This is a genomic window from Myxococcales bacterium (genome assembly GCA_022563535.1).
In the GTDB taxonomy this organism is placed as follows: Bacteria; Myxococcota_A; UBA9160; order UBA9160; family UBA4427; genus DUBZ01.
Map to the genome: position 1 here is coordinate 12,615 of JADFNE010000021.1, position 19,880 is coordinate 32,494.

The window sequence follows — 19,880 nt, forward strand, 5'->3', positions numbered from 1 at the left end:
TTCTCGGACCCGTTGGGCACAACTCGTTGCCAGAAAAGCTTCACGGTTTCCCTCCCCCGCTCGAAGATACCCCAATCGCGATTGCAGTAGTGGGGATCTACGTAATGGAGTGGCGGTCGCCCGCCCGCGGTGCTTCCCTTGCTGGACCCGCGGCGCCCGCCGGCGACACGTGACCCATGGCATGTGAATGGAACGGAGGTCGATCGATGCTCGAAGCGATCAAGTTTTCTCGAAGTTTCTGGCTCCCACTCGCAACGGGATTGGGGTGGATTCTTTCCGGGGAGGCGGGCGGATTCCTGTCGCTCGTGTATTCGCTGCCCCCGGCTTTCCTCTGCTTCTCGGCTGCATACATGGGCATGACGGCTGTGGGAGGAAAGAACTCAACCACCCTCGCGGCACTCGGTGGCGCAATCGGGGTCGTGTTTGGGATCCCGGCCCTGGTCTTTTACGGCCTGGGCCTGGGCGTGATGTTGATCGCACTATCTGCCTGGACCTTTATCGACGCTGGAAACGGCGCGGCCAACAGCTTCGAACCCCTCGAAGATGTACCTGCGGCCGAACTGAGCCCGGTTTTCTCTGCGCAGGTGGCTCTCGACGAAGCCCTGCTGGGTGCCATAACGCTAATGGTTCCGGTGCCGAGTCTCGAAGACGGGGTGCGAATCGAGCGCGAAGTTTCAGCAGCGATCGAATTGTTCGAAGCCCAGGGTTGGCTCGAAAAGCCGGAAGACTATCACCGCATACCCCTGCCGCTGGATGTCCCGAGCATTAAGCAGGCGAGTGTCCGCACCTTGGCGGGCCGGATCGATTTTGAGTCCCTGAGTTTCGACAGCGAGTACGAACCCATGGCCGACGAACCCGGCCGCGATCGCTGGCAAGGATACGTGTCCAATCGCACCGCCCATGCCCACGTTCTGCGCCACCCCGGGGCGCCGCGTCCCTGGATTGTATGCATTCACGGCTACCAGATGGGCAGACCGGTCGCGGACTTCACTGCCTTCGATCCTCGTATCTTCCACCAAAAGTTCGGTTTCAACATGTTGCTCCCCACCCTGCCGCTTCACGGCCCCCGAAAAGCCGGTCGCTTCAGTGGGGACGGCTACTTGAGTGGCGACGTGCTCGACAGCATCCACGCGACAAGTCAGGGCATTTGGGACATCCGCCGGTTGATTACCTGGGTGCGCGCACAAGACGCGCCGAGCGTTGGAGTCTACGGACTTTCGCTCGGGGGATTCAACGCGTCGCTCTTGAGTGGCCTGGAGCCCAGCCTGGACTTTGCAATTGCCGGCATTCCGATGACGGATCTGTCCGCAACGTACTGGCGACATCTACCCGACCAGGTCATTCGCCAATTTCTCGATGTCGGTCTGACCCGAGAGAAACTCGACCTCATCACACAGGTGGTGTCGCCGATCAGACTGACTCCAAAGGTCCCTGCCGAAGGTCGCGCCATCTTCGGCGCCGTAGGCGATCGACTCGTCTCCCCCAAACAAGTCCGCGATCTGGCCCGCCACTGGAACCACCCCACCACCTGGTACCAAGGCTCCCACCTGACCTTCTTCTTCGACGACAACGTCAAACAACTTCTATCCAGAACCCTGATCCAACCGTCTCTCTAACTCGCCATCCGATAAAGCGCCAACACCGCCGCCCCACCCAACCCGAGGTTGTGCTGCAACGCAATCTTCGCATCGGCAACCTGTCGCTTGTCTGCCGTGCCCCGCAATTGCCAAGTAAGCTCCGAACACTGAGCCAACCCAGTCGCCCCAAGCGGATGCCCCTTCGAGATCAACCCGCCCGACGGGTTCACCACCACCTGGCCACCATAGGTCTGTGCGCCCGAGTCGATGAACTCACCCGCCTTGCCTTCGGGGCACAGCCCCAGGGCTTCATAGGTGATGAGTTCATTGGCGGAAAAGCAGTCGTGAAGTTCGATCACGTCCACGTCTTCCGGCCCGAAACCCGACGCTTCGTAGAGTTTGGCGGCGCCAGCCTTCGTCATGTCACTGCCGACCATTTTGATCATGCTTCCTTCGAAGGAACTCGCGAAGTCCGTGGTCATGTTCATGGCGAGAATCTCGACCGCCTGGCCGCGCAGACCATGTGAGTTGACGAAATCTTCACTCGCCACGATTGCCGCGGCTGAACCATCGCTGGTGGGGCAGCACTGCAACTTGGTCAACGGATCGTAGATTTTGGGTGCAGCCAGGATTTCTTCCAGGGTGTACTCGTCCTGGAACTGGGAGTAGGGGTTGTTGACCGAGTGCTTGTGGTTCTTGTACCCGATCTTGGCGAAGTGTTCGGGCTTCGTTCCGTAGCGCTGCATATGCTCGCGGCCCGCGTTGCCGAACATCTGGGCGGCTGCGGGTGCCTTGGCGTCGAAGCCGCACTGCTCGTTCATTACGGCAAAGTGTTTGTCGAGTGCCATCGTGCGGTCGGTGTACTTGATGCCGAGGGAACCCTTCTCCATCTTTTCGAAACCCAGCGCCATCACGCAATCCGCAATTCCGCCCTCGACGAACTGCTTGGCCATGTGGAGGGCAGTGCTGCCCGTGGAGCAGTTGTTGTTCACGTTGTAGATGGGAATGCCAGAGTGCCCGAGTTCGTAGAACGCGCGCTCTCCCGCGGTCGAGTCGCCATAGCAGTAACCGACAGCGGCCTGCTCGATTTCTTCGAACTTGATGCCCGCGTCTTCGATCGCCTTGTTGCCCGCTTCGCGCGCCATGTCGGGGTAGCACCAGTCTTTTGATCCGGGCTTCTCAAACTTGGTCATCCCGACGCCGATTATGAATGTCTTGCGTCCCATGGTCGTGTCTCCATCTGCGCGCTTGAGTCTTTCGAGGTTTGGCGGGTCAATTTAGCACGCTGCCGCCCGCCGAGTCGGAGACGCGAGCAGGCAAAACAACAGCCTCGCTGGGTTCGCCCAATTCGTTCCGGCTCGGGTAGAATCAGGCTGCAGGATCCGCGCATACGTGTGCTTCTGCTCATCGAGGAACTTCCATGGCACTTCGTTTTCCCAATCTATTTTCCCCGCTTCGCATCCGGAACCTCACGCTCAAGAATCGAATCGGCTCTTCAGGCCACGACACCTGCCTGGCGGATCACACGCTTCCCGGCGATGCAATGGTCGCCTACCACCGCGCGCGAGCGAAGGGCGGAGCTGGACTGATCGTTCTCGAAGTCTCTGGAGTGCACGAGTCTGCGCGTTATACCGCGGAGATGATGCTCGCGACCCACGACGACTGCATTCCAGGCTTCCGGAGAATTGCCGAAGCAGTTCACGAGTACGATTGCGTCGTAATCGGTCAGCTATTCCATCCGGGTCGCGAGATCCTGTCTTCGCCGAGCGGCACGGCTCCCGTCGCCTACTCGTCGTCGGATGTTCCCAACGAGCGCTTCCACGTCACCCCCAGGGCTGTCCCGAAAAATGTGATTCAGGAAATCGTCCAGGGCTTTGGCCAGAGCGCGGCCCGGCTCGTTCGGGCCGGTCTGGATGGCGTGGAGATCGTTGCCAGCCACGGATACCTGCCCGATCAGTTCATGAATCCGCGAGTCAATCAGCGAACAGACGAGTACGGTGGGAGTTTGGACAACCGCCTTCGCTTCCTGCGCGAGTGCATCGAATCCATTCGCGCCAACATCGGCGACCGCGCCATCGGCTTGCGTATCTCGGGAAGCTCGTGGGATTCCGACGGACTGCAGCGCGACGAGATCCTCGAGATGTGCGCGGCCTTGGATGGTGACGGCGAGATCGACTACTACAGCGTAACGGCGGGCTCCTCTGCGAGCATCATGGGCTCCATTCACATTGCGCCGCCGATGGGTTCGTACGAAAGCGCCTACGTGGCGCCGGACGGCAAGGCCCTCAAGGCAGTCGTTTCCAAGCCCGTCATGGTTACCGGTCGCATTACGACACCCGGGGTGGCCGAGCAGATCATCAGTCGTGGCGAGGGAGACATCTGCGGCATGACCCGCGCGATGATCTGCGACGAACAACTCGCGAACAAGGCATTGGAAGATCGTGCCGACGAGATCCGCGAGTGCATCGGCTGCAATCAGGCATGCATTGGGCACATGCACGTCGGTGCGCCGATCTCGTGCATTCAACACCCCGAATCCGGGCGGGAGCTCATCTACGGTGAGCGAAAGCCAGCGAAGAAAAGACGCCGCATCATGGTCGTAGGTGGAGGGCCCGGTGGCATGAAGGCCGCGGCGGTTGCGGCGGAACGCGGTCACGACGTGACACTCTACGAAGCGACCGAGCAGCTCGGCGGGCAGGCGCTATTGGCGCAACAACTGCCGGGACGCGGCGACTTCGGCGGACTCATCACAAATTTGAATCGCGAACTCGAACAAGCCGGAGTTCGCGTAATCACCAAGCTTGGCGTCGACGTGGAGAGGATTCGAAAAGAGAGCCCCGACGCCGTCATCCTGGCAACCGGTGCAAGGCCCCGAACCCCCGAGATCGAGCAGGCAGACGACGCCCATGTGCTGGGGGCCTGGGAGGTCATCTCGGGACAGGCGCGCCCAGGCACCTCCGTCGTGGTCGCCGACTGGCGCTGCGACTGGATCGGACTCGGGCTCGCCGAGCTACTCGCGCGCGATGGCTGTCGCGTGAGGCTCTGCGTGAACGGAATGATGCCGGGGGAGACGATCCAGCAATACGTGCGCGACCCCTGGCTGGGCACGATGCACAAACTGGGGGTCGAAGTCATTCCCCTGGTGCGCCTGGCCGGCGTTGATTCAGACACGGTCTACTTCGAGCACACCTTGAGCGGCGAGCCTCTCATGTGCGAGGAGGTCGACACGCTCGTGCACTCCCTGGGGCACGTTTCGGTCAATGCGCTCGAACGGGAACTCCAAGCCAGCGACTACTCGGGAAACATCATGGCGCTAGGCGACTGCGTCTGCCCGAGGACCGCCGAAGAAGCCGTCCTCGAGGGTCTGGAACTGGGATCGGCCGTCTAGCAGGCTAGGAGCCGCCGCGCGTTGGTCCCCTCGACGGCTAGATCTTGAAGTGATCGCGGATGAGGCGCAGCACCAACCAGTCCGGCAGCAATCGCTTACCAAGGGGCATCATCAGAGAGTCTGGACCGATCGTGTAGCGAAAGCGCGGTCGCTTCGCGGTCAGGGCTTTTACGATAGCGTTCGCGACGACTTCGGGGCCGGGAGCTTTCGGGAGCGATTCGAGAATGACTTGCTCGCAGCTGCGTATGCGTTCGGCGTAGTGGGAGTTGCTGCCTTCGTTCCATTCCATGGCGGCATTGAATGGAGTGTTGATGTCCCCCGGCTCGATCAAGCTCACGCCAATTCCAAAGGGACGCACTTCGTTGTAGAGCGCACCCGCGATGGCTTCGACGGCGGCCTTGCTTGCGGAGTAGTGGGCTTGAAACGGGATCGGAGCGCGGCCACCGATCGATCCCACCAGCGCGATGCGTCCACTGCGCGCTTCGCGCATTTGCGGAAGCACTCGCTTCAATACCCTGAGCACCCCCCCCAGGTTGGTGTCGAGTTGTCGCTGGTACGCTTCCATGGAGACTTCTTCGATGCTGCCGAAGATTCCAAAGCCCGCGTTGCAAACCAGCGCGTCGAGGGAACCACAGGCAGCGAGCACCTGGGTCACCGCTTTGTCGACGGATTCATCGCTGCAGACATCCATCGCGATCCAGTCGATGTGCTCGCCGAGAGAATCCGCCGGCTCGTTTCGACTGGTCGCAAAAACTCGGTAGCCGTCTGCCGCGAGTGCCCGACAAGTTGCCAGGCCAATGCCGGATGTTCCGCCGGTTATGAGTACCGAACCCATGCTGGCTCCTGGTTGCAAGTTGAAGCAGACGATATCACAGCGTCCCAATGGTTCAGCGCGTACCTGTTAGCGATAGACCAACAAGATGCCCAACACGAAGAACAAATTGTAGACCGAGTGCGCCAGGATTCCGGGCAGCAGACTGCGCGCGCGTTCAAACGCGATCGCCCAGACGAAGCCGCTCCAAAAAGTCATCAGAAACCCCGGCAGGGAATAGAAGTGAATCGCACTGAACAACACAGCACTCATTGCCGCAGCTTCCCATGCTCCAAAGCGGTTGCGCAGGGTGTAAAAGAGCAGGCCGCGGAACACGAGTTCCTCGAAGATGGGAGTCCAGAGCATGTAGTCGATACAGCTTTCGATCACCTCCCGGGTTGATCCCCAGATCAACGTCTCATCGAGCCCTTCGGCCCAGTGCCCTTCGAACCCCAGTCCCCAACTTCCCCATGCGAGGGCCGTCGTGCCCAGCAGATCGATCGCCAAGGCGGCGGCGGCGATGGAAAAAACCGCGGAAGCGCGCAGCTGTGTCGGACTCAAGCCGAACGTTTTGAAGAACCCGACGGGCGACGACACCAGCAGGTAGCGATGGATGAGCCAAAGCAGAGGCAGCGACGCAATCAGCGTTCCCCAGGTATAGAAGGGGTCCAGCCATTCGGGTTGAGAAAACTGAATCGCCAGTTGGTTGAGGGTGACGAAGTAGAAGCGGTTCCAGAAGTCGGCGCGAACGAGCACGGCAAAACCCAGGGCCATCGACCAGGGAACGACGTTGTTTGCGGATGAGTTGTGCGGGGGGAATTTTCTTTGCGCTGCGCCTCGCGCCATCGCGGCGAGCAGCACGGCTCCGGCGGCGATCAGCAGATAATTGGCCGCGGTCAAGGCCTCGACCCGACGCTGCCAACGTGCTCCGCGTCGTTCAATGCGGCGCGAAATATTCGCAGCAGGCTCGGTCTTGCCCGCGCGCGCAAGCAGGCGGACTGCGGGTCGTTCGAGCAGCCAATCCGAAAGCCCCGCCTCGGCCAGACTTTCGAGGGCTCGACGATTGACCTTCGGCGTCGTGGGTTTATCCCCGACCCTCGCTCCGTAGATCGTTCGGATGGCAGATTCAATCTCGGGGTCGAGAGTCTGTTCCGCGCGTTCGAAGGCTTTTTGCAGTTCGCCCGCCTCGGCGAGCAAGACGCTCAGGCCGGCGTTCGACTGTAAGAGATCTTCGAAGCCTTCATCTTCGCCGTCGCCTTCGATCCCCACTCGGGCCGCAATGGATTCAGTCGCATCGCGCTGGATTGCGACCGAGACGTCGAGCACCTCTTCGAAGGATCCGAACAGGGCGCGACGAACCGGCTGAAGCAGACCTGGGCTCTCATTGGCTTCGGCGAGTTCCAGGTCGCGAACAATGACTCGCTGTGCCGTATTGGCCGGATCGGAGAGCCATGCCGTGGGACTGCTGTCGATGCGCGATCCCCAACCCTGAAACATCACCAGGGTCCAGGCCGCTACATAGAGCGCGGTGAAGAGCGGCGAGAACGGGTTGGGCAGGGAACGGTCGCCCCGCTCTTCATCTCCCGTCCGGCCTACTTGTCCAACGCGTTCCATCGCCCTCGGCGCCTCCTGCCGCTGCTCAACGACGCAAGTAGACCTTCCAGATCACGGGCCAGCCGAAGATCAAAGGATGTTCTCGCTGTCGTTTCGTGAGTTCGATGGCCTCGCCGGTATGTCGTTCCATTTTCCAGATCGCGTACGGAACCCAGTCGCCAAACGTAAAGGCCGTCTTGAGCAGGCGGCCGATGGCCAAGGTGCGAGCCACCGGAAGAGAGATGTGCCAACGCCAGCGCATCGCAGTCCTGCGCAGGGGCGCCATCTCGATCTCGCAAGCAGATCCACCGCCGCGCACCGTCGCGCGTTCGATCCACCCCAGTTCTTCCAGTATCCCAAATGCGCTCTCGGCCGCGCGGTCGTAGCGTTCCCTGGCACTTTCATAGATGGTCGCAATGGTCTCGCGCGATTCCGCCCGACGTTCGGCGCCATAGGTTCTTGCGATCGCCTGCTGCCAGAACGCGGCGAGCGAAAATCTTTGAACCCGACCGTCTGACGGCAAGAAGACCACCAGACGTTGTGCCAGGGTCACCACCGCCTGGGCCGCACAGCGGATCGCGTGATCCCGGGCCGCTTCGTCGCGCTGATAGACGAGCATCGCAGGCTGGGCGAAGCGCGCCCAGATGTACGGGTGCACACATTCGGGTCGCACGGCGCTTGCAAAATCTTGCATGGTGAGGACCGCATACTTTGCGCGCAGGGTTTGCGACTCGTACTGGGTTTCGATGTAGAAGACGTTCGGCGGCAACGCGGTGTTACTGAGTGCCAGCAGACTCGAGTCGTAGGTGTCGCTGTAGCGATCGACGAGTACGTAGAAATCGAAGACGCCCTCATCGGACTTCTTGCGCAGACACGAACCGTAGAAGAGGATGCACGCGACGTTTTTTCGCTGCTCGCGAATGGCGTCTGCAAGTGCGAGGGCGGTCGGCGGTGCTTCTTCGGATAGTTCCTTGGCTACGAGTTCGGCCAGAGATGAGTTCAGGTCGATCATGAACGGGTATGAGAAACGGGGTGTTCCCGATTCACGCGCGAACGAATTGGATCGTGTGGTCCGCCGAGATTTCGATCTGCCGCCCGGGTACCGGATCGAATAGTTCGCCGTCTACCGTAAAGCCACAGTCGAGGCGCAGTTCGACCCGGTTGGCGTTGCGGCTGGTGTAGCCGTTTTCTTCGGTAACGAAGGGCAGCGGCTTGCCGCGCAAGATTCCGAGCAAAGAGCGCGGAATGCGTTGGGCATTACTCGCGACAGATGTGATTTGGACGCCGCCGGGACCGCTTCCCCAGAACGGCTTCATTCTCGAAAACAATCGATCGAGGGTGCTCGCGATCAACAGGAAGTACTCGCCGCGGTCTTGCAGCTGGCCGTTGATCAGCACCTGAACCTTGTCGGGCTGCAGAATGCCGTTGTTGTCGCCCGCCGCGAGTCTGCCGAGCAGGCTCGCGGTGATCATGGTCGCGCCCACCGCGCCTTGGATCCCCGGAGCGTGGTCGTTTTCAAACAGTTCGTGGTTCAGGCCGATCGCGCGGTGGATGACGCCCAGACCGAAGAACATTCCATACTGTGCCTGCCGATCGATCGTGTGGCGTACACAGAGAACCTGGCGGGGCGAAATCCGCTCGCTCAGCCTGCCGTTTTCTATGTCGTCGATCAGCGCGGCGAATCCGCGGACGGGATCCTTCAGCGCCCCGAGATCGCTGGCGCTCATGTTGGTCCGGCCTCCACGCAGCGGAGCGATCATTGGAATTCGACCCTCGAAGGCGTTGTTGCCGAGGATTTCGGTGAGGGCGAACTGCACGGTGCCGTCGCCACCGTTGATGACGAGCAGATCGACTTCCTGACGCGCGAGATCCGCCAGTGCTTCCGGCACGACGTCGGCAGAATTGGTCTCGACGTGCAAAACATCCGGATGGCGTCGAAGAAACCCGAGCAGGCGTTCGACCTGCGCGTCGTTCCTCCCCGCATAGAGGTTGTTCAGTAATCCGATCCGCAAAAGTTTTTACTCCGAGGGGGTTCGAGGCGTACGGGTGGGTGGTACTGCCTTACTCATGGGCGTGTCACTGGATTCAAGAAGCTGACGGTTGCGACGCCCTGGCCCTGGATTTGGATTGGTTTCGAGTTCGAACTCGGCGGAATCGTAACCTCAAAATTCGCCACCGACCACACTCGCTTAGGCTTGGTACTCAGCCCCGCGAGGAAGCGAATCGGTCCCGGGAGGTCCTTTAGTGGGTCATGCTGAAGGAGACGTTCCTTCAGAAGAATCCGACCGCCACCGCCTTTCGACCCAGTCCCGCCGGGCCCTAGCCCATTGAGGGTAATGACGTGTGGAATCCAATACGGGTCCTTCCCGTCATGACTGGGCGGCGGTTGAATAGCATCTCCAAGAGTCAGGTCAAACGCAGTTCTCGCAACCAATCTTCTCAGACACGGTAGGTCGGAAGACTCGAAAAGTTTCTGAACAGAAGTCGGGTGGTTTGGTCCGCGCTGGGTTAGTTGCCCCGGTGCTCTAGCCGCCTCACAGCCCGGTTCGAGGTATCCGAGCCAGCGAGACCGCTTCCCCGAGGGGCTCAGAAAGTCAGCGAGATAAAACGGATTGTCGCCCCGCTGTGACAACAGTTCGATGCGCCGCAGACCCAGGTCGGTTTCCGCGCCTTTCGAGATCGTGTGGGTGAGGGTCGCCCAGCCGTTGACACGCGCCGGCTCCGTCATGCCCGCGAGCTTGATGGAGCCGCGCACCTCAGCGCCCAGCGCCAGCAGATCCACTCGGTACTTCCTCCCCAGGAGCTGCTGCGGCAGGGGGTACAAGGTGTTGGGCGCAAAGCTGAGATCAAGCCTCGAGCTGGATTTGTCCACTTGCAGGGTGTAATGGGGGGAATGCATGTCGAGATGGCACTTCTTGATATCCAGACGCCGTCCGTCTTCGGAAAGCGTCCAGCTCTTCTCCAGCTTGCCGTTGCGGAACTTCGCAATTTCGCCGCCGGGCGAAATCACGTGGCCGACCGCGACACCGTTCCGGCTACCCGGACCCTGGTTCGTAATGAGAAACCGCGCCACGACGATGTAGCCTTGCTCGAGTTCGATCGTGAGATCCCAATACTCAGAGGCGCTGCCGTGGCTGAGCCTGCGCGCGGCAGGAGATGCGAGGTCTCGCGGCGGAGGGCCGTCGGCCAGCGCGAGGGGCGCCGCGGTGGCCAGCGCGAGAAGCGCGCCCATGGCCAGATTTCGGACCCATTTCCGGTCTGAATTGGGTCTAAATACCCTCGGTCTTGAGGTTTTGAGAACCCCGAGCGCGGTAGTCAGCCCAATCACCTTTGCGGCTCGATCGCACGAGGTTCGCCTGCCGAGTTGTCGCCGCTTGCTGACATCGTCACGCATCCTCGGTCAGCGGCGAGATGAACTTCGCATCGCAGTTCGTTGGGACGGCTGCAGCCCGCAACTGTTTCAGGCTATCACAGGGATTGATGCTGAGATAGCCTGCCCAACAACCACTTGCCCTCGGGCGGAGCGCGATGGGACTCGGTGCGCACTCGGTTTTGAGATGTGCTCGCGAAGCTCGCGTTCTCACCGGAATCGAATCGAAGTCAAACCTTTGATCACTCTGGGACATCTTTCCGATCTCCACGCCACCGATCCGAGTCGGGCCAGTCTCGCCGCGCTGTCGAACAAGCGTTTCTTTGGCTGGCTCTCGTGGAATCTCCGACGCAGTCGCAACTACAAACGAGAGATTGCCACGGCCATGTTCGACGATCTCAAACGCGAGTCTCCGGATCATGTGGCGGTGACCGGTGACCTGATCAACATTTCACTTCCTCACGAGTTCGAAGCTGCAGGGCGTATGTTGCGCACCCTTGGAAGTCCCGACTGGGTTTCGGTCGTGCCGGGCAATCACGACGCCTATGTGAAGATGCCCTTCGAACGCGGGTGGGCACATTGGTTGCGCTACCTCGAGTCAGACCCCGCGGAGTCCGACAATGTGTCCAATTCAGCGGATACCGATGACCATTCGAACATGTTCTCATTTCCGGGCAGGTTGCCAAGTGTGCGTATTCGCGGCGATCTTGCGCTTGTCGGCGTCTGCACGGCACTGCCGACAAAGCTCTTCGTGGCGGCGGGAAAGGTGGGAGCCAGGCAGCTCGAGCAGCTGGAAACGACCCTCGAAGCCCTGCGTGCGCGCGATCTTTGTCGCGTCGTCCTGGTGCATCACCCGGTGGTCGATGCGCACGTTTCGAAGCGACGTCGGCTGAGGGATTCGGCCGAGCTGCGTCGTGTTCTCGAGCGCGCGGGCGCCGAGCTGGTGATCCACGGACACAATCATCGAAGTGAGTTCAAGACACTCGCTGGAAAGGACGGCGCCATTCCGGTCGTCGGCGTTCGCTCCGCGTCGTACGGCGGTACCAATCCAGACAAGACTGCGCAGTATCACATCTATCAGTTCGAGCGCGCGACGGATCCCGAAGGCTCGCGCTTTCGGGTGTCGCTGCGCGTTCGAGAATGGGATGCGGGGTCGCGGACGTTCGTCGAAATCGGGCAGGAGCGAACGCTACCGCTGTGAAGGGGTTGAGCTTCGCTCGCGCTCGGCAAAGATGTTCTTGACGAGCTCCCAATCGCTCAGCTTGTCGACATCGACCGCGGCTTCGGCGGTCGGCATCTCCACCGCCGCAACGACAATCCCCACGACATCAGAAACTCGGCGAAAGGCCGCCGCCAGGTCGAGTCGCCGCGAGATGAACAACAGCAGTGAAACGAAGCCAAACGTGCTGACCATCCGCCAGGGCTGCTTTCGGTGCTGCTCGGCGCGGAGCCAGAAGTCCAAGATCTTGCGTGCTGCGGGGGTCATGAAGGCAAATAGATTGGCTCCGCTGTAACGCTCGCCGCGGAAGGGCAAGTAGGTTCGCTTTGCGTCGGGAAAGCGCCGGACGATCAGCGTTTCTGAGACCAGCCCCGCCACCATGTCGGCGCCCCCTGCGCAGGCGGCATCAAAGAAGTGGTCGAGCATCGCGTGGTCGAGCAGGGCGTGGTCGGCGGTGGTGACGAGCACGGGATTGCGGGTCTGGCCCGCCGGATTTTCGGCCTCGATCGCCTCAATTCCCGCCAGCACACTGCGGCTCGGCGACGATTCGGCGGGAAGCAGCCGCAGCTGGGATCGCGAAACCAGTTCGGCGACCCGGGGCACGCTCGTCATCAGATCCAGGGAGTCGCTGCACAGCAGGATCGCGCCAATACGCTCATGGGAGACCAGGATTTCGAGCACGCGAACCAACATGGGTATGCCCGCGATGTCGAGCAGTGCACGATGGGTGGCGCCGGCTGCGCGAGCGAGTTCGTCGTTTTCGTCTCTGCGTCCGGCGAGTACCAGAACATCAAAGCACGGGCTCGACACTCTACGCTTCTCGCCTCACGCGGTCTAGCGCCCGAACTTCGCCCAACATTTGATCGAGCGCGGCAAACGTGATCTGACTGGGTCCATCACACAAGGCGTTCTCCGGGTCGGGATGTGCTTCGACGAAGAGCACGTCGATGCCGACCGCGACCGCGGCCCGGGCCAGCGGCGCCACGAATTCGCGGCTTCCCCCCGAAGCGCCACCCAGTGATCCGGGTTTTTGAACGGAGTGAGTGGCATCGAAACAAACCGGCGCAAACGCTCGCATCTCGATCAGGGCGGTCATGTCCGCGACCAGGTTGTTGTAACCGAATTGAGTACCGCGATCGGTGAGCAGAACATTTTCGCAACCGAAATGCTTGAGCTTCTCCACCAGGACGTTCATGTTCGATGGCGCGATGAACTGTCCCTTTTTGACGTTCACGGGAAGTCCCGTGGCCGCACATGCAGCCAGCAAGTCCGTCTGGCGACACAAAAAAGCGGGTACTTGAATACAGTCGACGACTTGCGCGACGATCTCTGCCTGGTTCGGTTCGTGGATGTCGGTCAGCACAGGCAGCTTGGTTTCGCGCTTGACCGCGGCCAGCATTTCGAGTCCCGCTTCGATCCCAGGACCGCGGAAGGCAGTGACCTGGGAGCGATTGGCCTTGTCGAAGGAAGCCTTGAAGATGAGTGGCAAGTCGTGACGCGAGGCAATTTCGGCGATCGTACGAGCCGAAGCCAGCGCGCTCGACTCGTCTTCCAGGACATTGAGCCCCGCGATCAGGGCTAGCGGCGCTCCTCCGCCAATTTCGATTGAAGCGATCCGCACGTCTGTAACTCCCTCCGGTCGAGATAAATCGCGCGGAGAGTAGGTCACGAGTCCCCAGGGGACAACAACCTGCTAGAGGCTGGAAAGTTGGTCTTCGCGTATGTCCGTCAACTCGAATTGTTCGTTGTGGAACAGCGAGTCGACCAAATCGCGCACTTCGCCCTCGTCTTCGCTGAATTCAGAGGCCATGAGAATGAGTTCCACGAAAGATGTGGGTTCAAATTCGCCCAGTTCCTGGGCCGGATTCGAGGGCAGCAGGAGATCTAGCTCCGTTGCTCCACAATACGCGTTGTTTTCGATAGACATGGGGATCTTCGAATGCACCCGCCGTGCCGATCGAGACGATTTCGGTCAAAAATTACAAGATCCTTTACATTCAGGTGGTTGCAGGAGGAGGATGCGCAGCCGAGGGCGGCGTTTCGGCGCTGGAGAGTCGGGAATACGTCGCTCCCGCCCAATTGTCGACGCCCAAGCTGTCTCCGAATTGGTAGACAGTCGAGTGATTACTGGACGATAAGGACGACGTGCCCAATGTCTGAACAAGAAAATCATGCAGAAAAAAGTCTCTCGATCTATGAGTTTTCCGGCTGCCCCTACTGCATCCGGGTACGAAGCTTTCTCGCCGGATTGGGCGAGACCGTAGAGCTGCGAGATGTCTCCACCGATCGCTCGCATCTCGAGGAGCTCGTCCGCGCGACGGGCAGCCAGATGGTGCCCTGCCTGCGAATCGAATCGTGCGACGGCGAAGCGCAGTGGGTGCACGAATCCGGCGACATCATCGAATACTTGCGGGAACACTTCGCGCGCAATTGATTTACGAGTCTGTTGGGATCGGATCAGCTGCCGGATTTGCGGCGAGCGGTCTTCACGCCGCCCTGTCCCTTCCAGGTGACGACCCGGCGGATCGCGGCGTCGGCTTTGGGTCGGCTCCCGGTTCCCAATGAAGACAGCAGGCCCGGATAGTTTCCCGACTTGAGAAAAGCTTCGACGGCGCTGATCTCGCGATCCGATGGGCGCGACGCCTTTCGCGGGCCCCGGTTGGAGTCGGTTTCATAGTCGCGCCGAAACGCCTCGGCATCGAAACCACGCTTTTCGAGGATTCGCTTCACCTTGTGAGCAGAGAGCATCTTGTCCCAAAAGTCTTTCTTGCTGGCCTTCTTTTTTCCCGCCATGGTGTCGCCTTTTCGATGCTTGTAAAAACTATCTACGAAATGAATTGTTACATACTTTTATGCGATTTCCACCTATGGGAATCGGCAAATTTATACTGATTAGTAATGCTACGAATTAACCAATGGTTTGTACGCTGAGACAAGGGGTAGGCGATCTTGTGACGGTTGGCTTCGGTAGATTGCTTTGGAGTGTCTACGTCTACCGAATTCGAGGATACCATCGAACCCGAGCGCGAATGCCATCTACCGCCATTTGCCAGGTGCAAGGACAGCGATCCTCAAGTGAATGACGACAGCACAGGCGACAAACGAGATTCTCGGATTTCCCGCGCCCGTGTGCAGTGGGGCATTGTGCTGTTGGCGTTTGCGGTGCGGTGCCTGCCCATTCGCAACGTATTCGTCGACGGACAGACACTCTTTACGGACAGCGATTCGTACTATCACCTGCGGCGCATCGCATACAACCTCGCCTCCTTTCCCGAGACACTCGAACACGATCCTTATCTGAACTTTCCGGCCGGCGCGCAAGCCATCTGGCCGCAAACCCTGGACTGGATTCTCGCGCTGTTGCTTCGGCCCTTCTACATTTTTGGAGGCGGCGCTCTGGGCGCTGGGCGCCAACAAGACTTCGAGCGTGTTCTGGTATGGCTTCCACCGATCCTCGGCGCGCTTACGGTGTGGCTTCTCTACCGAATTGCGCTGCGTCACTTTGGCGCGCGAGTCGCGCTTGTTTCAGCACTGGTTTTGAGTGTTCTTCCTGCCCACTTCTGGTACTCGCAAATTGGTTTCCTCGATCATCATGTGGTTGTGGCTTTAGGTGCGACCCTGCTGCTCGGCGCGACCATGGATCTGGTGCGTCGTTGTGGCGCGCGCGACACGCTGGTGGTCCCGGCGGCTGCCCTGGGCGCGTTGCTCGTCGCAAACTTGGCAATTTGGCCCGGAGCGCTTCTCTACGTCGCACTCGGCGAAGCTGCGATGCTGTCTCTATGGGTCGCGTCGCCGACGGTCGAGACGCGCAGGCGCGCCGTCGATTGTCTGTTGGTCGCAAATCTCACCGCCTTCGTGTTGATTGCGCCGTTCAGTTTCGGCAACCAATGGTCCGCGTGGGGCAGGTACAGCGCGGTTGTGCTCTCGAACTTTCAACCCTGGTTCTTCGCGGTGCTGGCATTGTTCGCGGGAGCGGGTTCGCTGCTGTTTCACAGGGTGTCCACGGGATCCGCGTCGTTGCGAGTCGCCGCAATGCTGCCGATCGGCGTTGCATTGCTGGCAGCGAGTGTCGCGTTCATTCCCGAACTCGAGACGAGTGTGCGAGATTCGCTGCAATGGCTCGGCCGCACCGACGCATTCCAGTCCATGGTGGGCGAGTCGGTTCCGTTGTTCGTCCTGCACGGTAAGTTCACCGGCGAGATCGCCTCGTCGCGGCTTTCTTACTTCATATATTTGTTTCCGGCCGCGATCGCCTGGCTCTGTTTCGAGTGGCACACCCAGGGCAACCGTCCGGCGCTCTTTGGGTTCGTGGGATGGGCACTGGTTTTGTTCGTGTTCACGCTGTTGCAAAAGCGCTTCTTCAATACGTTCTCAATCGCATTGGCCCTCACCCTGGGCGCCACCCTGGTGAAGCTCTACGACGTACTGGGCGAGCGGTTCACCCTCGGTCGGAACCTGCGCATCGGATGCATGACCCTGGTTGCCATCGGTCTCCTCACTCCCAGTCTCGCGGTCTATCGCGGTGCCGTGGTCGGGATTGCGAGTGCGATCGGCGGCGTGTCGCCCGAGCCCAACTATCGAACTGAAGTAAATCTGGCGCGACGAGACATGACGACCTGGCTGCGTCACCACACCCCCGACACTGCGGGCTACCTGGATTCTCAGGGCGAGCCCGAATACGGCGTGCTGGCACGCTGGGGGGAGGGGCACTTCATCAAGTACGTGGCGCGCCGACCCACGGTGATGGGAAATTTTGGCGACGATCTTGGACGCGATCATTTCTTGCTGGCCCGCAGTTTTTTTGACGCCGAACCCGAGCGCTCTTTCGAAATTCTCGAATCCCTGAAGGTTCGCTACGTGGTGATCCGTTCGATGTCGGAGTCGCGCAGCATGGCGACCGCCCTGTTCAACGGAGATGGATCGCGATTGGGTCGCTACCGCCTGCTTTACGAGGTTCGCGCGCTTTCTGGCACCCAGGTGCCTGCGTACAAAATCTTCGAGTTTGTGAAGGGAGTGGAACTCACGGGAAGCGCTCCCCCGCGCAGTCTTGTGGTGGCTGAACTCGAACTCGTGACCAATCTCGGGCGCGAAACCCGCTTTGAAATGGTGACCGAGGCCGACGCCTTGGGGCGCTATCGGCTGCAGCTCCCTTATTCGACCCGGGGTCGGCCCGAATCGACGCGCACCGCTGCGCGGTACCAGATTCGCGCAGGAGACTCGGTCGAAGAAGTTGCGATCGACGAGGCCGCGGTGCAGAGCGGTGCTCAGATCCCGGGTCCGAACTTCTGATCGGCGCCGAATAGCCGCATTTTCAGCTTTTCTCAGGGTTTATCCGGATCGAGTCGAGCTCGCGTTGGGCCGCTAACTGGATTGTGAGAAACCAGACCTCCCCGGGCGACAAGACTACTGCGGGCAGGCGACAACTCTGGAGTCAGCTCCGTGATTCTCAAGCAACAAGTCACTGACACACACCAAAAAGCACTGCAGGTCAATCTCGACCCACAGCGCTACGGAACTTTTGCAGAAATTGGCGCCGGCCAGGAAGTCGCGCGGTGGTTTTTCCGCGTGGGCGGTGCGGCGGGAACGATCGCCAAGTCGATCTCCGCCTACGACATGAAAATCAGCGATGCGATCTACGGCGCGTGTGACCGCTACGTGTCCCGCGAGAGACTCGAAGCGATGTTGGAGCGCGAACACAACCTGTGCATAGAACGCCTGGGCGCTGTGCGAGGCGATCAAACTGCCTTCTTTGCCTTCGCCAACACCGTGGTGGCCCAAAACTACAAGGGCACGAATCAATGCCACGGTTGGTTGGGGATTCGCTTCCAGAGCCGTCCCCGAGACGTTGACAATCAGATCGTCATCCATGTCTTGATGAAGGACAGTGAAGCGACGCTGCAGCAGGAGGCGCTCGGGATCGTCGGCGTCAACCTGGTCTACGGCGCATGTTTTCTGTTTCCGGAACCCGAAGTCTTGCTCCAATCGCTGCTCGACGCCCTGAGTACTGAGCGTATCGAGATCGATATGATCGAATTCACGGGGATCGAGTTTCGGAAAGTCGAACAACGCTCGATGAGCTTGCGACTGGTGCAACTCGGCCTCAGTCGGGCCGCGATGTTTGGTCCGGACGGCAAGGTGGTCCAGCCCGCCGCGGTCCTGCGCAAAAAACCGATCCTGGTCGAGCGGGGCAGTTTTCGTCCGGTTTCGAACGTGAACCTGGACATGATTCGTGCCGCGCGGGAAGAATTTTCTGCAGCAGATGATGTCGAGGAAGGAGACGTTGTCGAGTTGATGGAAATCACCATGAACAACTTGATGTCCGAGGGCGACATCGATATCCGCGACTTTCTCCAGCGCGTAGACCTTCTCAGTGCGGTCGGGAAGGTGGTGATGGTCTCGGACTATTTCGAGTACTACCGCCTCGGTAGTTACTTCCGTCGTTATACCAATGCCCCGATCGGGGTCACGATGGGAGCGGGAAGCGTTTTGCAGCTGTTTGAAGAGAGGCACTACCAGGAACTCGATGGGGGCATCTTGGAGTCATTCGGGCGACTCTTTCAAAACAAACTGCGGATCTATGTCTATCCCTTTTTGGATCCCGACACGCTGAAGTTGCTCAAGGTCAAGAATCTGAAGATTCCCAACAAGCTGAATCACCTGTTCAAGTATCTGGTCGAGCGGGGAATGATCTCACAACTCGAGAGCTACAACTCAGAGTGTCTGAGCATCTTCTCCCGGGAGTTGCTCAAGAAGATCAGCACCGGTGACCATTCCTGGGAAGACTCCGTCCCCGAGGAAGTTTCTGATCTCATCAAAGAGCGCGGCTTCTTCCACTACAAGGAATAGCCCGATCGGGTGGCGACCGTGCGGTGGGCGAGCAGAGTCGCGCTGCAGGCCAAAGCGAAAGCACCGGCCTGGTGGGCGATTGCGAAGGGCAGGGGGGCCCGATACAGCGCAGTCGCGGCCCCCAGGACAAACTGAAGCAGCAGCACCAGTCCAAACTGGTACTGGACCCAGTTTGGAGAGAGCTGACTTCGACGTTGTGCAAATAGCAATCCCGTCGCGTAGGCCAGCAGAGCAAAGCCTATGGCCCGGTGGATGTAGTGAATGGCGACCGGGCTGTAGAGCAGGTTCTGGGTGAGCGAGGCGTGTGGAAAGAACGGTCCCGGAGCGTAGAGGCCGTTCATGTCCGGAAATGTCGGGAAGAGAACGCCGGCCCGAGTGCCCGCCATGAACGCGCCGTAGAGAATCTGGACTGCGACCATGCTCAGCAGTCCAAGGACTGGGATGTTCGTCAAGGCAGATGTCATGGGCACACGACCCCAACGCAGGTCCAACAAGGTCCAGAGAATCCACTGCGCAATGAAGAACGCCAACAACAAGTGTGCCGCCAGACGCAGATGACTGACCTCGGGCCGGTCGACCAGGCCGCTGCGAACCATGTACCAACCGAGTAGACCCTGGACGCCTCCGAGTGCGATGGCAACGACTACCCGAAAGGAGAGCCAGCTTGCGAGTCGTTTGCCCAGCGAAAAATAGAGCCAGGGTACGAAGGCCACGAGGCCGATCGTTCGACCCATCAAGCGATGGAAGTATTCCCAGAAGAAGATGCGCTTGAAGTCGTCGAGCTGCATCCATTGATTGACTTCGAGGTATTGCGGGGAAGTCTTGTAGGCAGCGAAGACCTCGCGCCACTGGGCTTCGCCGATCGGTGGCAGCACTCCCATGAGGGGTCGCCAATCCACCATCGAGAGTCCGGAACCCGTGAGCCGGGTGATGCCCCCGACGAGCACCAGGGCAAACAGGGTCGCAAAGAGACACCCGAGCCAGCACGCGATCGCGCGGTCGTGCGCGGCGGGTTCGTTGGCTTCAGTTTGCATCCAGGCGGTGCGTAGCACAGCCAACGCCTGCGCGATTCCCGA

Annotated in this window: 17 protein-coding genes; 6 read left to right on the forward strand and 11 right to left on the reverse strand. The window is 60.1% G+C overall.

Annotation, left to right across the window (positions count from 1 at the left end; genetic code table 11):
* The first annotated feature begins 206 nt into the window (after positions 1-206).
* Positions 207-1,616, forward strand: a complete 1,410-nt coding sequence (locus IH881_08750) for an alpha/beta hydrolase (protein ID MCH7867776.1) — start codon at positions 207-209, stop codon at positions 1,614-1,616.
* Here IH881_08750 and IH881_08755 read toward each other — a convergent pair.
* Positions 1,613-2,803, reverse strand: coding sequence for a lipid-transfer protein (locus tag IH881_08755; GenBank protein ID MCH7867777.1), 1,191 nt, complete (start codon positions 2,801-2,803; stop codon positions 1,613-1,615). The two genes, IH881_08750 and IH881_08755, sit on opposite strands and share 4 nt — an antisense overlap.
* 194 nt (positions 2,804-2,997) lie before the next feature.
* Between IH881_08755 and IH881_08760 the strand changes: the two genes are divergently transcribed.
* The gene (locus IH881_08760) at positions 2,998-4,965 is read left to right on the forward strand and encodes an FAD-dependent oxidoreductase (GenBank protein ID MCH7867778.1); all 1,968 of its coding nucleotides are present in this window, start codon (positions 2,998-3,000) and stop codon (positions 4,963-4,965) included.
* A 37-nt stretch (positions 4,966-5,002) separates the two neighbouring features.
* Here IH881_08760 and IH881_08765 read toward each other — a convergent pair whose 3' ends face one another.
* The 5 genes from IH881_08765 to IH881_08785 all read right to left on the reverse strand — a co-directional run bounded on the left by IH881_08765 (position 5,003) and on the right by IH881_08785 (position 10,601).
* Positions 5,003-5,800 (reverse strand): SDR family oxidoreductase, encoded by a 798-nt coding sequence (locus tag IH881_08765; GenBank protein ID MCH7867779.1) that lies wholly within the window; start codon positions 5,798-5,800, stop codon positions 5,003-5,005.
* A 66-nt stretch (positions 5,801-5,866) separates the two neighbouring features.
* Positions 5,867-7,390, reverse strand: a complete 1,524-nt coding sequence (locus tag IH881_08770; protein MCH7867780.1) for a CPBP family intramembrane metalloprotease — start codon at positions 7,388-7,390, stop codon at positions 5,867-5,869.
* 25 nt (positions 7,391-7,415) lie between these two features.
* Positions 7,416-8,381 (reverse strand): hypothetical protein, encoded by a 966-nt coding sequence (locus tag IH881_08775; GenBank protein ID MCH7867781.1) that lies wholly within the window; start codon positions 8,379-8,381, stop codon positions 7,416-7,418.
* A 31-nt stretch (positions 8,382-8,412) separates the two neighbouring features.
* Positions 8,413-9,381, reverse strand: a complete 969-nt coding sequence (locus tag IH881_08780; GenBank protein ID MCH7867782.1) for a hypothetical protein — start codon at positions 9,379-9,381, stop codon at positions 8,413-8,415.
* Positions 9,382-9,434: 53 nt separating this feature from the next.
* Positions 9,435-10,601: a hypothetical protein gene (locus tag IH881_08785; GenBank protein ID MCH7867783.1), complete on the reverse strand. Its 1,167-nt coding sequence runs from the start codon at positions 10,599-10,601 to the stop codon at positions 9,435-9,437.
* A gap of 376 nt (positions 10,602-10,977) precedes the next feature.
* Here IH881_08785 and IH881_08790 point away from each other — a divergent pair, with 376 nt between their 5' ends.
* The gene (locus IH881_08790) at positions 10,978-11,940 is read left to right on the forward strand and encodes a metallophosphoesterase (protein MCH7867784.1); all 963 of its coding nucleotides are present in this window, start codon (positions 10,978-10,980) and stop codon (positions 11,938-11,940) included.
* Here IH881_08790 and IH881_08795 read toward each other — a convergent pair.
* The 3 genes from IH881_08795 to IH881_08805 form a co-directional block, all read right to left on the reverse strand.
* On the reverse strand, positions 11,929-12,768 hold the full coding sequence (locus IH881_08795; GenBank protein MCH7867785.1) for a nucleotidyltransferase family protein: 840 nt from the start codon (positions 12,766-12,768) through the stop codon (positions 11,929-11,931). The genes IH881_08790 and IH881_08795 overlap by 12 nt on opposite strands.
* A gap of 1 nt (position 12,769) precedes the next feature.
* The gene (kdsA, locus tag IH881_08800) at positions 12,770-13,579 is read right to left on the reverse strand and encodes a 3-deoxy-8-phosphooctulonate synthase (protein ID MCH7867786.1); all 810 of its coding nucleotides are present in this window, start codon (positions 13,577-13,579) and stop codon (positions 12,770-12,772) included.
* Between the two features lie 72 nt (positions 13,580-13,651).
* Positions 13,652-13,885, reverse strand: coding sequence for a hypothetical protein (locus IH881_08805; GenBank protein ID MCH7867787.1), 234 nt, complete (start codon positions 13,883-13,885; stop codon positions 13,652-13,654).
* Between the two features lie 225 nt (positions 13,886-14,110).
* Between IH881_08805 and IH881_08810 the strand changes: the two genes are divergently transcribed.
* A complete protein-coding gene (locus IH881_08810) occupies positions 14,111-14,392 on the forward strand; it encodes a glutathione S-transferase family protein (GenBank protein MCH7867788.1) in 282 nt (93 codons plus the stop codon).
* A gap of 23 nt (positions 14,393-14,415) precedes the next feature.
* Here the strand turns inward: IH881_08810 and IH881_08815 are convergent, their stop codons facing one another.
* Positions 14,416-14,751: a hypothetical protein gene (locus IH881_08815; GenBank protein ID MCH7867789.1), complete on the reverse strand. Its 336-nt coding sequence runs from the start codon at positions 14,749-14,751 to the stop codon at positions 14,416-14,418.
* Between the two features lie 189 nt (positions 14,752-14,940).
* Here IH881_08815 and IH881_08820 point away from each other — a divergent pair, with 189 nt between their 5' ends.
* Positions 14,941-17,247, forward strand: a complete 2,307-nt coding sequence (locus IH881_08820; protein MCH7867790.1) for a hypothetical protein — start codon at positions 14,941-14,943, stop codon at positions 17,245-17,247.
* 150 nt (positions 17,248-17,397) lie between these two features.
* Positions 17,398-18,804, forward strand: a complete 1,407-nt coding sequence (locus tag IH881_08825) for a TonB-dependent receptor (protein MCH7867791.1) — start codon at positions 17,398-17,400, stop codon at positions 18,802-18,804.
* On the opposite strand, the gene IH881_08830 is transcribed toward IH881_08825, so the two are convergent.
* Positions 18,792-19,862 (reverse strand): COX15/CtaA family protein, encoded by a 1,071-nt coding sequence (locus IH881_08830; GenBank protein ID MCH7867792.1) that lies wholly within the window; start codon positions 19,860-19,862, stop codon positions 18,792-18,794. The genes IH881_08825 and IH881_08830 overlap by 13 nt on opposite strands.
* Positions 19,863-19,880: the final 18 nt, after the last annotated feature.

Excerpts from the sequence above, each read along its gene's own strand:
- IH881_08750 (MCH7867776.1), top strand. The coding sequence starts at position 207 with ATGCTCGAAGCGATCAAGTTTTCTCGAAGTTTCTGGCTCCCACTCGCA.
- IH881_08805 (MCH7867787.1), bottom strand. The coding sequence starts at position 13,885 with ATGTCTATCGAAAACAACGCGTATTGTGGAGCAACGGAGCTAGATCTC.
- IH881_08815 (MCH7867789.1), bottom strand. The coding sequence starts at position 14,751 with ATGGCGGGAAAAAAGAAGGCCAGCAAGAAAGACTTTTGGGACAAGATG.
- IH881_08810 (MCH7867788.1), top strand. The coding sequence starts at position 14,111 with ATGTCTGAACAAGAAAATCATGCAGAAAAAAGTCTCTCGATCTATGAG.
- IH881_08785 (MCH7867783.1), bottom strand. The coding sequence starts at position 10,601 with ATGGGCGCGCTTCTCGCGCTGGCCACCGCGGCGCCCCTCGCGCTGGCC.
- IH881_08765 (MCH7867779.1), bottom strand. The coding sequence starts at position 5,800 with ATGGGTTCGGTACTCATAACCGGCGGAACATCCGGCATTGGCCTGGCA.
- IH881_08755 (MCH7867777.1), bottom strand. The coding sequence starts at position 2,803 with ATGGGACGCAAGACATTCATAATCGGCGTCGGGATGACCAAGTTTGAG.
- IH881_08760 (MCH7867778.1), top strand. The coding sequence starts at position 2,998 with ATGGCACTTCGTTTTCCCAATCTATTTTCCCCGCTTCGCATCCGGAAC.
- IH881_08775 (MCH7867781.1), bottom strand. The coding sequence starts at position 8,381 with ATGATCGACCTGAACTCATCTCTGGCCGAACTCGTAGCCAAGGAACTA.
- IH881_08770 (MCH7867780.1), bottom strand. The coding sequence starts at position 7,390 with ATGGAACGCGTTGGACAAGTAGGCCGGACGGGAGATGAAGAGCGGGGC.